The sequence below is a fragment of the Bacillus sp. Nf3 genome, assembly GCF_003028545.1.
Lineage (GTDB): Bacteria > Bacillota > Bacilli > Bacillales > Bacillaceae > Bacillus > Bacillus safensis.
Window position 1 is genome coordinate 330,351 of the sequence record NZ_PYUA01000002.1, and the last position, 14,194, is coordinate 344,544.

Below are 14,194 nucleotides of genomic sequence, written 5' to 3' on the forward strand. Positions count from 1 at the left end.
ACGAGGAGGAAAAGGAAAAGATGGATTTAAAACAATATGTGACAGTTGTACCTGACTACCCAAAGGAAGGTGTACAATTTAAAGATATTACAACGTTAATGGATAAAGGCGAAGTATACCGTTATGCAACGGATCAGATCGTTGAATACGCGAAGGAAAGAGACATTGATCTCATTGTTGGACCTGAAGCGCGTGGATTCATTATTGGCTGCCCTGTAGCATACGCACTTGGTGTAGGTTTTGCACCAGTTCGTAAAGAAGGAAAGCTTCCTCGTGAAGTCATTAAAGTCGATTACGGCTTGGAATATGGTAAAGATGTATTAACGATTCATAAAGATGCGATTCGTCCTGGTCAGCGTGTCCTGATTACAGATGACTTACTGGCAACTGGTGGAACAATTGAAGCGTCCATCAAGCTTGTAGAGGAATTAGGCGGCGTTGTGGCAGGGATTGCATTTTTGATTGAGCTGACGTATCTTGACGGCAGAAAGAAGCTTGACGGCTACGACATCATGACGTTAATGCAATACTAATGGAGTTTTTCGTAAAAAGCACTCAGTAAGAAGGGTGCTTTTTTCCTATCAAAAATCTTTTAGCGGACTTCTTCTCTTTACATCTATCGAATTTTTCTTGATAATAAACTACAATACAGTTTTCATTTAAAAAGGTGATTCCATGGCGAACGAACAAGTTTTAACGGCGCAGCAGGTCATTGACAAGGCAAGAGAATACCTGTCCGCTGAACATATTCAATTTATAGAGCGAGCATATGAATATGCTGAAAATGCACACAAGGAGCAATACCGGAAATCTGGTGAGCCCTATATTATCCATCCAATTCAAGTGGCGGGCATTCTTGTTGACCTTGAAATGGATCCATCAACCATTGCAGGTGGTTTCCTGCACGATGTAGTTGAGGATACAGATGTGACATTACAGGATTTAAAAGAGCATTTTAACGAAGAAGTAGCAATGCTTGTTGATGGTGTCACAAAGCTCGGGAAGATTAAATATAAATCACAAGAAGAACAGCAGGCCGAAAACCATCGAAAAATGTTTGTTGCAATGGCGCAGGATATCCGCGTGATCTTGATTAAGCTGGCAGACCGTCTTCATAACATGAGAACGCTCAAACATCTTCCGCAGGAAAAGCAGCGGAGAATTTCAAATGAAACGCTTGAAATCTTTGCACCGCTTGCGCACAGATTAGGGATTTCAAAGATTAAGTGGGAGCTTGAAGATACAGCACTCCGCTATTTAAATCCGCAACAATATTACCGAATTGTGAATCTGATGAAGCGTAAACGAGCGGAACGTGAGGAATACTTGGACGAGGTTGTCAATGAAGTGAAAGACCGCGTGTCTGAGGTGAACATCAAGGCTGAATTTTCCGGAAGACCAAAACATATTTATAGCATTTATCGCAAAATGGTCTTGCAAAATAAGCAGTTTAATGAAATTTATGATCTGCTTGCCGTTCGTATTTTGGTCGACAGCATTAAAGACTGTTATGCGGTGCTCGGTATTATCCATACATGCTGGAAACCGATGCCAGGCAGATTTAAGGATTATATTGCGATGCCAAAGCCGAACATGTACCAATCTCTTCATACAACGGTGATTGGGCCAAAAGGTGATCCGCTTGAAGTTCAGATCCGTACAGTGGAAATGCATGAAATTGCAGAATATGGGATTGCGGCACACTGGGCATATAAAGAAGGCAAAGAGTCAGCAGAATCAACGGAAGAAGCGGTTTTCCAGAAGAAGCTTTCTTGGTTTAGAGAAATTCTTGAATTCCAAAACGAATCCACAGATGCAGAAGAATTTATGGAATCGTTAAAAATCGATCTCTTCTCTGATATGGTGTTTGTGTTTACACCAAAAGGAGACGTTATTGAACTGCCGTCAGGCTCAGTTCCGATTGACTTCTCTTACCGGATTCACTCGGAAATTGGGAATAAAACGATCGGTGCCAAGGTCAATGGCAAAATGGTCACACTCGATCACAAACTAAAAACAGGTGACATTATTGAAATTCTGACATCAAAGCACAGCTACGGGCCAAGTCAGGATTGGGTCAAGCTTGCCCAAACCTCCCAAGCGAAGCACAAGATCAGACAGTTTTTCAAAAAACAGCGCCGTGAAGAAAATGTCGAAAAAGGCCGAGAGCTCGTGGAAAAAGAAATCAAAAACCTTGAGTTTGATGTCAAAGACATTCTGACCGCTGAAAACCTGCAAAAAGTGGCTGACAAATTTAATTTTTCTAACGAAGAGGACATGTATGCAGCTGTTGGATATAACGGCATTACTGCACTACAAGTTGCCAATCGTTTAACGGAAAAAGAAAGAAAACAAAGAGATCAAGAAGAGCAAGAGAAAACCGTTCAAGAAGTGACGGTGGAACCAAAGACGTATCACGGGAAAAAACGGGAAGCTGGCGTAAGGGTCAAAGGGATTGATAACCTGCTTGTCCGCTTATCTAAGTGCTGTAACCCTGTTCCTGGCGATAGCATTGTCGGCTTTATTACGAAGGGCCGAGGCGTATCTGTTCACCGTGAGGACTGTCCGAACGTGAAGACAGGAGAAGCGCAGGAGCGGTTAATTCCGGTCGAGTGGGAGCATGAGCAGCCTGCTAAAAACCGTAAAGAATACAATGTGGAAATTGAAATATTAGGATATGATAGACGCGGCTTACTCAATGAGGTGCTTCAAGCAGTTAACGAAACCAAAACGAACATCTCCTCTGTTTCTGGGAAGTCTGATCGTAACAAAGTGGCGACGATCCATATGGCGATCTTTATCCAAAATATTAATCATTTGCACAAAGTAGTCGAACGCATTAAACAAATCAAAGACATTTACTCTGTTCGCCGATTCATGAATTAGAAAGGAAGTATATCGTCTATGAGGCTTGTTGTGCAGCGTGTGACAAATGCATCTGTGAAGGTAGAAGAAGAGATCACAGGTGCCATAAGCGAAGGATATATGGTGCTTGTTGGTGTCACACACGAAGATACAGAAGAAGATGTGCTTTACTTAGCTGAAAAGCTTGCACATTTACGTATTTTTGAAGATGAAAATGGGAAAATGAATCGTTCATTATTGGACATAAAAGGAAGCGTTCTGTCTGTGTCGCAATTTACCCTTTATGGTGATACGAGAAAGGGCAGACGGCCGAATTTTATGAAAGCCGCCAAGCCGGATGCAGCCAATTCGCTTTACGAATGTTTCAATAAAACCCTTAGAGAAAAAGGTATCCATGTTGAAACTGGCCGTTTTGGTGCGATGATGGACGTGTCATTGACCAATTCAGGACCAGTCACGATCTTAATGGACAGCAAAGAATAGATTCTCTTTAGACTGTAGATGAACTCATGCGGGAGTTTGTTTAGAGTCTTTTTTTTGTGGTCAAACAAAAAAAGAGGCGCAGAGGCCTCTTTCTTTTTAACGGAAATATTGTTTTAATCCTTCAGTCATTCCTTCTGTGACTCGTTCTTGGTAAGAGGCGCTATAAATGATCGCTTCCTCCTGAGGATTGCTTAAATACCCGAGTTCATATAAAAGGGAAGGGCGTTTGTTTTCTCTTAAAACAAAGTAATCTCCGAATTTGACACCCTTATCAGGGATTTGAGAGCGTTTTGCGACTTCGGAATGAACGCTTGACGCTAATTGCTGATCTTTTGCTGCGTGATAATAATACGCAGTACTTCCTCTAACACTTTGGTCCATAAAACTATCATAATGAAGACTAATAAATGCATCTGCATTTCGGTAATGAGATGTTGCCACCCTCGATTGAAGGCTGATAAATGTATCGTCACTTCTAGTTAAATACACATTTGCACCAGAAGCTCTTAATTTGCCTGCCAGTAAATTGGCGGTTTTGATGGTGATGTTCTTTTCAAAAGCACCGTCTGCGCCAATTGTGCCGCTGTCTTTTCCGCCATGACCAGGGTCAATAACAATCGTTTTTCCTTTTAAAGAACCAGTCCCAGACGATGAATCCTGCTGAGGTCTTGGCGCTTCGCTGCTATTTTTCTTCGTTTGAACGACCCAGCTCGCCACATAGCCAGTCCCGCCATTCGATAGTGTCACCTCGTACCAGTCACCTTGCGTCCGAACAATGTGATAGGCAGCTCCTTTTGTTGCTCTTTCTGCAATCCCAGCAGAGGTAGAAGCGCTTTTTCGAATGTTGGTGCCGTCATAGACAATGTACGCTTTTTGCTCAGAAGCTGAAGAGGATGAACTCTTTTCAGGTGCAGAGCCTGCTCCTTTGCCTGTGACAATGTAATAGCTTGCAACCCAGCCTTTTACGCCTTTCCCTTCAATTTCATACCAGCCGTTCTGCTCTCGCAAAATGGTGATCTGTGTGTTGCGGGCAAGTGAAGCGACGACTTGTGCATTTGGTGCGGCCGATTGCCTCACATTCAAGCTCGATACGCCAACTGTGCCTGTCTGGTTAGAGCGAGAAGACCCGCCGGAGCTTGATTGAGAAGTTTTCTGCCCCCCTGAAACATAATCAGAGTGAACCCAGCCTTCTGCTTGTTTATAAGAAATTTTCGTCCATTCGCCGCTTGTCTCGAGCTTTTTAGCGGAAGCGCCTTGCGGGAAAGTACCAATCACTTGATAGGAAGTCCCAGGGCCTGTCCGGATGCGAAGGTCGGAAGCTGTCGATGTAATGGTACTGCCTCCTGCCGTGCTTTGACCTTGCGCCTTTGGTTTCGCTGTTTTTTGAGCGCCGGATGATGTGGTGATCAACCATGAGACGACCCAGCCTTTTTGTCCGTTTGATAATTGGATCTGCACCCATTCTCCTTGTTCAGTGAGAATAGGATAACTTTCGCCGCGTTTTACAACAGCTGCAATTCCATAGCTTAAACCAGGGCCCGTTCTCACATTGATTTCATCTGTTGCGACCACAGCTTGATCTGTTTGTGCTGTAGCATGTGTCATAGGCAAAGAACTCGCGATGAGAACAAAACAAGTAAGCAGCATCATCATTTGATTGTGTTTTTTCAGATTCAAAACGGTGTTTTCCCCTCCCTTGTAAAACCGATGAATGTTAATTCGTTATGTAATGGATGAATTCCTTGCAGTTTCCCTAATAAAAATGAATCAATCTGTTTATACTAAATAAAAATGTGATAAAAGGATGTACAAACATGAGATTAAGCAGAAAATTAGGACGAGTGCAATATAATGGACATCGTGATATCGACCGCTGGCAGCATGACGAAATGGATCAGCCAGGCTTCCTTGAAGAAACCGCATCTGAATACGGATGTACGTCAAAAGAAGAGCTGGAAAAGAAAAAGAGGCACGGCAAGGGTTGACAGAGTGGCAGCACCGACCTTATTATAATATAAATCAACACACTTGAAAATTTAAAATGTGGAACTGATGATAGAGAATAGTAGGGTAAATTGCGTGAGCAGAGAGGAATCGCCTTAGGCTGAAAGCGAATCCGCATGGCATTTATCACGAAAGAACACTCTGTAGGTTTCCTGCTGAACGCTCGAAAAATGAGTCAATAGGCGGAGAACGTGAATCTGCGTTAAGGATTTGAGCGGGAACATGCTTGATCATGTTCCAACTAGGGTGGCACCACGGGTATAACTCTCGTCCCTACTATACACATAGTAGAGGCGGGGGTTTTTTATATGTCCACATAAAAAATGAATGATGGTCGTAGGAGGACGAAAAATGAGTTTTAATATTCCAAGAGGCACACAGGATATTTTACCTGGAGAGTCAGAACGCTGGCAGTATGTTGAACAAATTGCGAGAGATACATGTGCAGCCTTTCAATACAAAGAAATCCGCACACCGATTTTTGAGCATACAGAGCTGTTTGCACGGGGAGTAGGCGAATCAACTGATATCGTTCAAAAAGAGATGTACACATTTGAAGATAAAAAAGGACGTAGCATCACACTCCGTCCAGAGGGAACAGCTTCAACCGTCCGTTCTTATGTTGAAAATAAATTGTTTGCACAGCCGGCTCAGCCAACTAAGCTGTATTACATCGGACCAATGTTCCGCTATGAACGTCCGCAAACAGGAAGATATCGTCAATTTTATCAATTTGGAATCGAAGCGATTGGTTCCAAAGATCCTGCCATTGATGCAGAGGTCATTTCACTTGCGATGAGTGTGTATGAGAAAGCAGGCCTTTCTAACTTAAAACTCGTCATTAACAGCCTTGGTGACAAAGAGAGCCGTGCAGACTACCGCACAGCACTGGTCAAGCACTTTGAGCCAAGAATTGAGGAATTCTGTCACGACTGTCAAACTCGTTTACATCAAAATCCGCTGCGCATTCTTGATTGTAAAAAGGATCGTGATCATGAACTGATGACAACGGCTCCATCCATTCAAGATTACTTAAATGAAGAATCACGGACGTATTTTGAAAAGGTCAAACAATACTTATCAGATATAGGCATTGAGTATGTCGTCGATCCAAATTTAGTGCGCGGTCTTGATTACTACAATCACACAGCATTTGAAATCATGAGTAATGCAGAAGGCTTTGGTGCGATTACAACATTAGCCGGCGGCGGCCGTTATGACGGACTCGTTGAAGGAATTGGCGGTCCTGAATCACCAGGGATCGGATTTGCGATGAGTATTGAGCGTTTCCTATCAGCGATCGATGCTGAAGGAATTGAGCTTCCTCTGCAAGATGGTATTGATCTATACATTGCTGCTCTCGGAGATGAAGCGAAGGATTATTCTGTTTCATTATTAAACCGTCTGAGAAAAGAAGGTATCTCAAGTGAAATGGACTATACAGGGAAGAAACTAAAAGGACAATTTAAAGCGGCTGATCGTTTAAAAGCCAAATTTATTGCAGTTCTTGGTGAAGATGAACTTGCACAGCAAATTGTGAAGGTGAAAGATACAACAACGGGTGAACAAATTGAAGTGAAGCTTGATGAGCTGATTCAAATGTTAAAGGCCCACCAGAAAGCGTAAAGAAGGAGTGGAATGTTTGTGTTTGGTAGAACTTTTTATTGTGGAGAAGTAACAGAAGACCAAATCGGTCAGTCAGTTGTATTAAAAGGATGGGTTCAAAAAAGGCGTGACCTAGGCGGATTAATCTTTATTGATTTGCGCGACCGTACAGGGATTGTACAAGTTGTTTTCAATCCAGACTTATCAAAAGAGGCGCTTGAGACAGCAGAATCAATTCGTAACGAATATGTCCTTGATATTAAAGGAACGGTTGTCGCAAGAGAAGAAGCAACGATCAACCCAAATTTAAAAACGGGCAAAATTGAAATTCAAGTCGAAACGGTCACCGTTTTAAATGAAGCGAAGACTCCTCCATTTGTGATTTCAGATCAAGCAGACGAGGTATCAGAAGATGTTCGTTTAAAATATCGTTACCTGGATCTTCGCCGCCCTGCAATGTTTGAAACAATGAAAATGCGACATGAAGTCACAAAAGCATTCCGCCATTTCTTAGACGACAACGGCTTTCTAGACATTGAAACACCAATTTTAACGAAAAGTACGCCAGAAGGTGCGCGTGACTATCTTGTTCCAAGCCGTGTACACGAGGGAGAATTTTATGCACTGCCTCAGTCTCCGCAATTATTTAAACAATTGCTGATGGTTTCTGGGATGGACCGTTATTATCAAATTGCCCGCTGCTTTAGAGATGAAGACCTGCGTGCTGATCGTCAGCCGGAATTCACACAAGTCGATATTGAAATGTCCTTTATGAGTCAAGAGGATATCATGACGCTTGCTGAAGAGATGATGGCGAAGGTAATGAAAGATGTCAAAGGTGTAGACCTTACATTGCCATTACCTCGTATGACATACGATGAAGCGATGAATTCCTATGGATCTGATAAACCGGATACACGTTTTGAGATGAAGCTGGTTAACATTTCAGATACGGTAAAAGACTCCGATTTCAAAGTGTTTAGTGGCGCTGTGAAAAATGGTGGAGCTGTGAAAGCCATCAATGTCAAAGGGGCTGCATCGAACTATTCAAGAAAAGACATTGATGCACTTGGTGCATTTGCAGCGAACTACGGTGCAAAAGGTCTAGCTTGGCTAAAAGCAGAAGGGACTGAATTAAAAGGTCCGATCGCTAAATTCTTTGATGATGCAAAGCAAGCTGAATTAAAAGAACAGCTGCAAGTTGAAGAAGGCGACCTTTTACTCTTTGTCGCAGATAAGACGTCTGTTGTTCATGATGCACTTGGTGCACTTCGCTTAAAACTTGGTAAAGAGCTTGAACTGATCGATGAGTCTGTATTCAATTTCTTATGGGTTGTCGATTGGCCGCTGCTTGAAAAGGATGAAGAAGAAGGCCGCTTCTATGCTGCCCATCATCCATTCACAATGCCAGTTCGCGATGATCTTGAATTAATTGAAACAAGCCCAGAAGACATGAAGGCACAGGCTTACGATCTTGTGCTAAATGGCTACGAGCTTGGCGGAGGTTCTATTCGTATTTTTGAAAAGGACATTCAAGAAAAAATGTTTGGCTTACTTGGTTTTTCAAAAGAAGAGGCCTACGAACAATTTGGCTTCCTTCTGGATGCGTTTGAGCATGGTGTTCCTCCGCATGGCGGAATTGCGCTTGGGCTTGATCGTTTAGTGATGCTGCTTGCAGGCCGCTCTAACTTAAGAGATACGATTGCATTCCCGAAAACGGCAAGTGCGAGCTGCGTTCTCACAGATGCCCCTGGCCATGTGAGCGAGGCGCAGCTTGATGAGCTGAGTTTAGCGATTAAAACAAAAGTAAAACAGTAAAATAGGCGCATGTTTATAGGTATGTAAACGCTTGAAAAAGAAATATGCCTATGATATGCTTTCATCAATCAATAAATAAAGTCCTGATACGTACGGTGGTTACCTAGTTTTGACCGAACATTTTTTTATACGGGAGCTTGCCTTTCCTTTCTGCATAAATGCCTCATTAGAGGACTTATAAAGTCAGGAAGAAAGCACCCACCTGCATGGTGCGGGGTTCAAAACGAAGGAAATGCTGGCGGCGTCATCGGGACTTTTTTGTGTTTTTTTCTTTTAGAGAAGGATGACGGAGAAGTCTGAATATGATATGATTCTTTCGATTCATTTTAAATAAAGGTGGAGTGAGGCACTTGTTACATCAGTTTTCAAGAAACGAGCTTGCCATTGGCAAGGAAGGCTTAAATATACTAAAAAACAGTACAGTTGCAGTGCTTGGTGTGGGCGGCGTTGGTTCATTCGCAGTAGAGGCACTCGCTCGTTCAGGCGTTGGCCGTATTGTTCTTGTTGATAAAGATGATATTGATATTACAAATGTAAACCGTCAGCTTCCAGCATTGCTATCAACAGTTGGTCAGCCAAAGGTTGACTTAATGCAGGCGAGAATCGCTGATATTAATCCAGAATGTGAAGTTGTTGCGCTTAAAATGTTTTATACAGAGGAAACATACGAGCAATTTTTTGAGTATCCGCTTGATTATGTCATTGATGCCTCAGATACCATTCACTATAAAATTCATTTAATGAAAGAGTGTCTGAACCGCGGTGTGAACATCATTTCAAGTATGGGAGCTGCGAACAAAACAGATCCGACACGTTTCAGAATTGATGATATTTCAAAAACACATACCGATCCTATTGCAAAAGTCGTGAGAACACGTCTGCGTAAGGAAGGGATTCGTAAAGGAATTGAAGTCATTTTCTCTGATGAAAGTCCGATTGTCATTCGCGAAGATGTCAGAAAAGAAGTTGGAAATGATGAAGCGAAGATTCGCAAGGCGCAAATGCCGCCATCATCCAATGCGTTCGTTCCGTCAGTTGCCGGACTGATCATGGGTGGTCATGTCATTATGAAGCTTTTAAAGGATATTCCGATTACACGTGTGAAGGATAAATAAACAGCCCGCCTGCTAATATGCAGGGGGCTTTTTTTATTTTTGGCGTTTTAAATTTTCATAGACCTGTTTCAATGCACCTTCAAATTTTCCGGTTTGTTTCGGTACATAGTATTGCTTGTTTTTCAGCGGATCAGGTAAATATTGCTGCTTCACCCAGCCGTTCTCGTAATCATGTGGGTATAAGTAATCGACACCTCTTCCGAGTGCTGTGGCGCCTTTGTAGTGTGCATCCTTTAAATGAACTGGAACTTCACCAATTTTCCCTGTACGAATGTCACCAAGTGCCGCATCAATCGCCTTATATGCCGAATTGGACTTAGGAGAAAGACACAGTTCAATCACTGCGTTCGCCAGCGGAATCCGTGCTTCTGGGAAACCGACTCTTTCTGCTGTTTGTACTGCGCTTAACACGCGGGGTCCTGCCTGCGGACTGGCTAAGCCAATGTCCTCGTAAGCCATCACGAGTAATCTTCTTGAAATGCTTTCAAGATCTCCTGCTTCGATCAATCTGGCAAGGTAATGCAGCGCCGCATCTGTATCAGATCCTCTAATGGATTTTTGAAAAGCCGAGAGGACATCATAATGAGCATCACCATTCTTGTCATGTGAGAAGCTCTTTTTTTGTAAGCATTCTTCTGCTGCGGCAAGAGTGATTGTGATATGCCCTGTCTCATCAGCTTTTGTCGATAAGACAGCGAGTTCTAGTGCATTTAAAGCAGAACGCACGTCTCCTCCGCATCCATTGGCAAAATGATTCATCGCTTCATCGTCCACGGTCACCTCATAACCGCCAAGCCCGCGATGCTCATCCTGTAAGGCTCTTGTTAACGCAGCTTTGATTTGCTCTGTTTCAAGCGGCTTCAGCTCGAATATTTGTGTCCGGCTTCGGATGGCAGGATTGATCGCATGATAGGGATTAGCCGTCGTTGCGCCAATTAAAATGATCATGCCATTTTCTAAATAAGGAAGGAGAAAATCCTGCTTACCTTTATCAAGCCGGTGGACTTCGTCTAAAATAAGGATCACCTGTCCGCTCATTTTCGCTTCAGCGGCGACAGCCTCCATATCCTTTTTGTTATGAATGACCGCATTCAATGTACGAAAAGCAATGCTTGTACTGCCAGCAATTGCGGTCGCAATCGATGTTTTGCCGATGCCCGGCGGTCCGTATAAAATCATCGAGGATAAATGCTTTGCCTCGACCATTCGTTTAATAATTTGACCTTCTCCAACAAGATGCTCCTGCCCAATAATGTCTTCAATATGACTTGGGCGCATCCGGTACGCTAAAGGTTTCATAATTATCTCTCCTAAAGCAATGTCTTGTTTGTATAGAGTACCGAAATTTCTTCAAATAGAAAAGGGATGCGTCCTCCTATTGTGCTCAGTACCCGTAAATGAAAGTTGGCTGAAAGTATGATATAATTGCTTTTGGTCTATATATCAGCGTATATGAAATCAGAAAAATAATTGATGACATAGAATAGAAAACGCAGAGGTGTTTAACTTGAAAATATCAACTAAAGGCAGATATGGTCTGACGATCATGATCGAATTAGCCAAAAGACATGGCGAAGGCCCTACATCATTAAAATCAATCGCTCAAAACAATGATTTGTCTGAGCATTATTTAGAGCAGCTTGTATCACCACTCCGCAATGCCCGTCTTGTAAAAAGTATTCGCGGTGCGTATGGCGGCTATGTTCTTGCACATGAACCAAACGAGATCACAGCAGGTGATATTATTCGTGTATTAGAAGGACCAATTAGTCCTGTTGAAGTCATCGAAAACGAAGAACCAGCAAAGCGTGAACTATGGATTCGTATTCGTGATGCAGTAAAAGACGTACTAGACAATACAACTCTTGAAGACTTGGCAAGCTACACAGATGACGGGGATCAAGACTCGTATATGTTCTATATTTAGATCAGAGGTGTACCGGAAATGGAACGAATCTATTTAGATCATGCAGCCACAACGCCGATGGATCAGCGTATTGTGGACAAGATGATGCCGTACTTTACAGAGATATTTGGCAATCCCTCTAGTATTCATTCATATGGGCGCGAGGCAAGAAAGTGGCTCGATGAAGCAAGAGAAGTCATTGCAAGAGAATTACACTGTAAACCACAGGAGATCATCCTCACAAGCGGTGGAACCGAGGCGGACAACCTGGCGATCACAGGTGTTGCCATGGCAAGACAGCATGAAGGAAAACATATCATCACAGTGAAAACAGAGCATCATGCGGTGCTGCATACATGTGAACGCCTAGAGAAGCTAGGATTTGAAGTGACATATTTAGATGTGGACGAAACGGGATTGATTCATCTTGATCAATTAAAACAAGCGTTGAGAGATGATACGATTCTTGTGACCGTCATGTACGGCAATAATGAAACAGGTGTGATTCAGCCAATCAAAGCCATTGGCGAACTTCTGCGTGATCACACTGCTCATTTTCATACAGACGCAGTGCAGGCGTTTGGCACAGTGCCTATTGATGCAGCAGATCTCCATCTTGATCTTTTATCTGCTTCTGGCCATAAGCTGAACGGTCCGATGGGAACAGGCTTTTTATATGTAAACGAAGGCGTGAAACTTTCTCCGCAAATATTCGGAGGGGAACAAGAAAGAAAGCGCCGTGCTGGCACTGAAAATGTGGCAGGAATTGTTGGGCTTGCAGAAGCTGTTCAATTAACGAAGCAAAATAGAAGAGAAAAAGCGATGCATTATGGTAAGCTCAAAGAAACTATGCTGCAAGTATTCGAAGAGGAATCTCTCAATTTCTCTATCAATGGACATCCGAAAGAGACATTGCCGCACATTTTAAATGTTCATTTCCCGGGCGTCTCCATTGAATCGCTGCTTGTGAATTTAGATATGGAAGGAATTGCTGTTTCAAGCGGATCGGCATGTACGGCTGGATCTGTCCTTCCTTCGCACGTGTTAAGCGCCATGTATGGCGAAGAAGCAAAAGAGCTGACATCCTCAGTCAGAATAAGCTTCGGTCTTGGGAATGAAGAGGATCATGTGAAGCAGGCGGCACGTAAGATAGCAGCTGTTGTCAAACGCCTAGCCAAATAAATGCTTCCTTTTGTTCGTGTGTGAAAAATGAAACAGCGAAGCACCTGAAGAACGAAACGCGTATGTTGTTTCATTGAAATTGGAGTTGATGAAGATGACAAAAAGACCAGAAGATACAAGAGTTGTGGTCGGTATGTCCGGAGGAGTCGATTCATCAGTTGCCGCTCTTATGCTAAAGGAGCAAGGCTATGATGTCATCGGCATATTTATGAAAAACTGGGATGACACTGATGAAAATGGTGTTTGCACAGCAACGGAAGACTATGAGGATGTCATCCGCGTGTGTAACCAAATTGGAATCCCATATTATGCAGTAAATTTCGAGAAGCAATATTGGGACAAAGTGTTTCAATATTTCCTTGATGAATATAAAGCGGGCAGAACGCCAAACCCAGATGTCATGTGTAACAAAGAAATTAAGTTCAAGGCATTCCTTGAACATGCATTGTCACTTGGTGCGGATTATTTGGCAACAGGACACTATGCCCGTGTTGATAGAACTGGTGATGAAGTCAAAATGCTGCGAGGTCTTGATGCAAACAAAGACCAAACGTATTTCTTAAATCAGCTGACTCAGGAACAACTTGATAAAGTCATGTTCCCAATCGGTGATTTAGAGAAAAAAAGGGTTCGTGAATTGGCAAAAGAAGCAGAGCTCGCAACAGCAACGAAAAAAGATTCAACAGGTATCTGCTTTATTGGAGAAAGAAACTTTAAAACGTTCCTTAGTCAATATTTGCCTGCACAGCCTGGTGTGATGCAGACAATGGATGGAGAAGTAAAAGGGGAGCACGATGGACTGATGTATTACACGATCGGTCAGCGCCAAGGACTTGGCATTGGCGGCAGTGGTGATCCTTGGTTTGTCGTTGGGAAAGACTTGGAGAAAAACATCTTGTTTGTTGAACAAGGCTTCCACAATCCACTTTTATACTCTGAAAGCATTTCAGCCGTTAATATCAGCTGGACTCGTCCTCATATTGTTGGGGAAAACGGTGAATTAACGTGCACAGCAAAATTCAGATACCGTCAAGAAGATCACCATGTGAAGGTCAAAATGACAGGTGAGCAAGAAGCAATGGTGATCTTTGATGAGCCTGTTCGTGCTGTTACTCCGGGACAAGCGGTTGTTTTTTATGATGGTGACGAATGTCTTGGCGGTGGTACAATTGACGATGTCTTCAAAGATGGTCAAAAGCTGTCGTATGTGTAGCAT

12 protein-coding genes, 1 other RNA gene and 1 other annotated feature are annotated in these 14,194 nt (G+C 42.9%); of the genes, 11 read left to right on the forward strand and 2 right to left on the reverse strand.

Annotated features, from left to right (window positions below):
- Positions 1-20 precede the first annotated feature (20 nt).
- The 3 genes from C9414_RS06455 (at position 21) to dtd (ending at position 3,348) form a co-directional block, all read left to right on the forward strand.
- Positions 21-533 carry an adenine phosphoribosyltransferase gene (locus tag C9414_RS06455; RefSeq protein WP_024423133.1) on the forward strand — a complete coding sequence of 171 codons (513 nt, stop codon included), beginning with the start codon at positions 21-23 and terminating at the stop codon, positions 531-533.
- 142 nt (positions 534-675) lie between these two features.
- Positions 676-2,886 carry a RelA/SpoT family protein gene (locus tag C9414_RS06460; RefSeq protein WP_047203353.1) on the forward strand — a complete coding sequence of 737 codons (2,211 nt, stop codon included), beginning with the start codon at positions 676-678 and terminating at the stop codon, positions 2,884-2,886.
- A gap of 18 nt (positions 2,887-2,904) precedes the next feature.
- Positions 2,905-3,348, forward strand: coding sequence for a D-aminoacyl-tRNA deacylase (dtd, locus tag C9414_RS06465; RefSeq protein WP_024423131.1), 444 nt, complete (start codon positions 2,905-2,907; stop codon positions 3,346-3,348).
- Positions 3,349-3,444: 96 nt separating this feature from the next.
- On the opposite strand, the gene C9414_RS06470 is transcribed toward dtd, so the two are convergent.
- Positions 3,445-5,001 (reverse strand): N-acetylmuramoyl-L-alanine amidase family protein, encoded by a 1,557-nt coding sequence (locus C9414_RS06470; protein WP_483295689.1) that lies wholly within the window; start codon positions 4,999-5,001, stop codon positions 3,445-3,447.
- Between the two features lie 161 nt (positions 5,002-5,162).
- On the opposite strand from C9414_RS06470, the gene C9414_RS20150 reads away from it, so the two are divergent.
- The 5 genes from C9414_RS20150 (at position 5,163) to C9414_RS06490 (ending at position 9,890) form a co-directional block, all read left to right on the forward strand.
- Positions 5,163-5,333 carry a YrzK family protein gene (locus C9414_RS20150; protein ID WP_003216250.1) on the forward strand — a complete coding sequence of 57 codons (171 nt, stop codon included), beginning with the start codon at positions 5,163-5,165 and terminating at the stop codon, positions 5,331-5,333.
- Between the two features lie 58 nt (positions 5,334-5,391).
- Positions 5,392-5,630, forward strand: a binding site (T-box leader).
- Between the two features lie 73 nt (positions 5,631-5,703).
- Positions 5,704-6,978: a histidine--tRNA ligase gene (gene hisS / locus C9414_RS06475; RefSeq protein WP_047203355.1), complete on the forward strand. Its 1,275-nt coding sequence runs from the start codon at positions 5,704-5,706 to the stop codon at positions 6,976-6,978.
- Between the two features lie 18 nt (positions 6,979-6,996).
- The gene (gene aspS, locus C9414_RS06480; RefSeq protein WP_107163499.1) at positions 6,997-8,775 is read left to right on the forward strand and encodes an aspartate--tRNA ligase; all 1,779 of its coding nucleotides are present in this window, start codon (positions 6,997-6,999) and stop codon (positions 8,773-8,775) included.
- A 77-nt stretch (positions 8,776-8,852) separates the two neighbouring features.
- Positions 8,853-9,033, forward strand: a non-coding RNA gene (gene ssrS / locus C9414_RS06485) — 6S RNA.
- Between the two features lie 92 nt (positions 9,034-9,125).
- The gene (locus C9414_RS06490) at positions 9,126-9,890 is read left to right on the forward strand and encodes a tRNA threonylcarbamoyladenosine dehydratase (protein WP_047203357.1); all 765 of its coding nucleotides are present in this window, start codon (positions 9,126-9,128) and stop codon (positions 9,888-9,890) included.
- A gap of 33 nt (positions 9,891-9,923) precedes the next feature.
- Here the strand turns inward: C9414_RS06490 and C9414_RS06495 are convergent, their stop codons facing one another.
- Positions 9,924-11,189: a replication-associated recombination protein A gene (locus C9414_RS06495; protein ID WP_107163298.1), complete on the reverse strand. Its 1,266-nt coding sequence runs from the start codon at positions 11,187-11,189 to the stop codon at positions 9,924-9,926.
- 208 nt (positions 11,190-11,397) lie between these two features.
- Between C9414_RS06495 and cymR the strand changes: the two genes are divergently transcribed.
- The 3 genes from cymR (at position 11,398) to mnmA (ending at position 14,191) form a co-directional block, all read left to right on the forward strand.
- A complete protein-coding gene (cymR, locus tag C9414_RS06500; RefSeq protein WP_107163299.1) occupies positions 11,398-11,817 on the forward strand; it encodes a cysteine metabolism transcriptional regulator CymR in 420 nt (139 codons plus the stop codon).
- Positions 11,818-11,835: 18 nt separating this feature from the next.
- A complete protein-coding gene (locus C9414_RS06505; protein ID WP_107163300.1) occupies positions 11,836-12,978 on the forward strand; it encodes a cysteine desulfurase family protein in 1,143 nt (380 codons plus the stop codon).
- Positions 12,979-13,072: 94 nt separating this feature from the next.
- Entirely contained in the window at positions 13,073-14,191 is a 1,119-nt protein-coding gene (gene mnmA, locus C9414_RS06510; RefSeq protein ID WP_039180282.1) for a tRNA 2-thiouridine(34) synthase MnmA, read from the forward strand.
- Positions 14,192-14,194 lie beyond the last annotated feature (3 nt).

What these genes read in the sequence shown, in the direction of transcription:
- mnmA (WP_039180282.1), top strand. Translation starts at nt 13,073, where the DNA reads ATGACAAAAAGACCAGAAGATACAAGAGTTGTGGTCGGTATGTCCGGA.
- C9414_RS06505 (WP_107163300.1), top strand. Translation starts at nt 11,836, where the DNA reads ATGGAACGAATCTATTTAGATCATGCAGCCACAACGCCGATGGATCAG.
- C9414_RS20150 (WP_003216250.1), top strand. Translation starts at nt 5,163, where the DNA reads ATGAGATTAAGCAGAAAATTAGGACGAGTGCAATATAATGGACATCGT.
- dtd (WP_024423131.1), top strand. Translation starts at nt 2,905, where the DNA reads ATGAGGCTTGTTGTGCAGCGTGTGACAAATGCATCTGTGAAGGTAGAA.
- C9414_RS06495 (WP_107163298.1), bottom strand. Translation starts at nt 11,189, where the DNA reads ATGAAACCTTTAGCGTACCGGATGCGCCCAAGTCATATTGAAGACATT.
- hisS (WP_047203355.1), top strand. Translation starts at nt 5,704, where the DNA reads ATGAGTTTTAATATTCCAAGAGGCACACAGGATATTTTACCTGGAGAG.
- C9414_RS06470 (WP_483295689.1), bottom strand. Translation starts at nt 5,001, where the DNA reads ATGATGATGCTGCTTACTTGTTTTGTTCTCATCGCGAGTTCTTTGCCT.
- C9414_RS06460 (WP_047203353.1), top strand. Translation starts at nt 676, where the DNA reads ATGGCGAACGAACAAGTTTTAACGGCGCAGCAGGTCATTGACAAGGCA.
- C9414_RS06455 (WP_024423133.1), top strand. Translation starts at nt 21, where the DNA reads ATGGATTTAAAACAATATGTGACAGTTGTACCTGACTACCCAAAGGAA.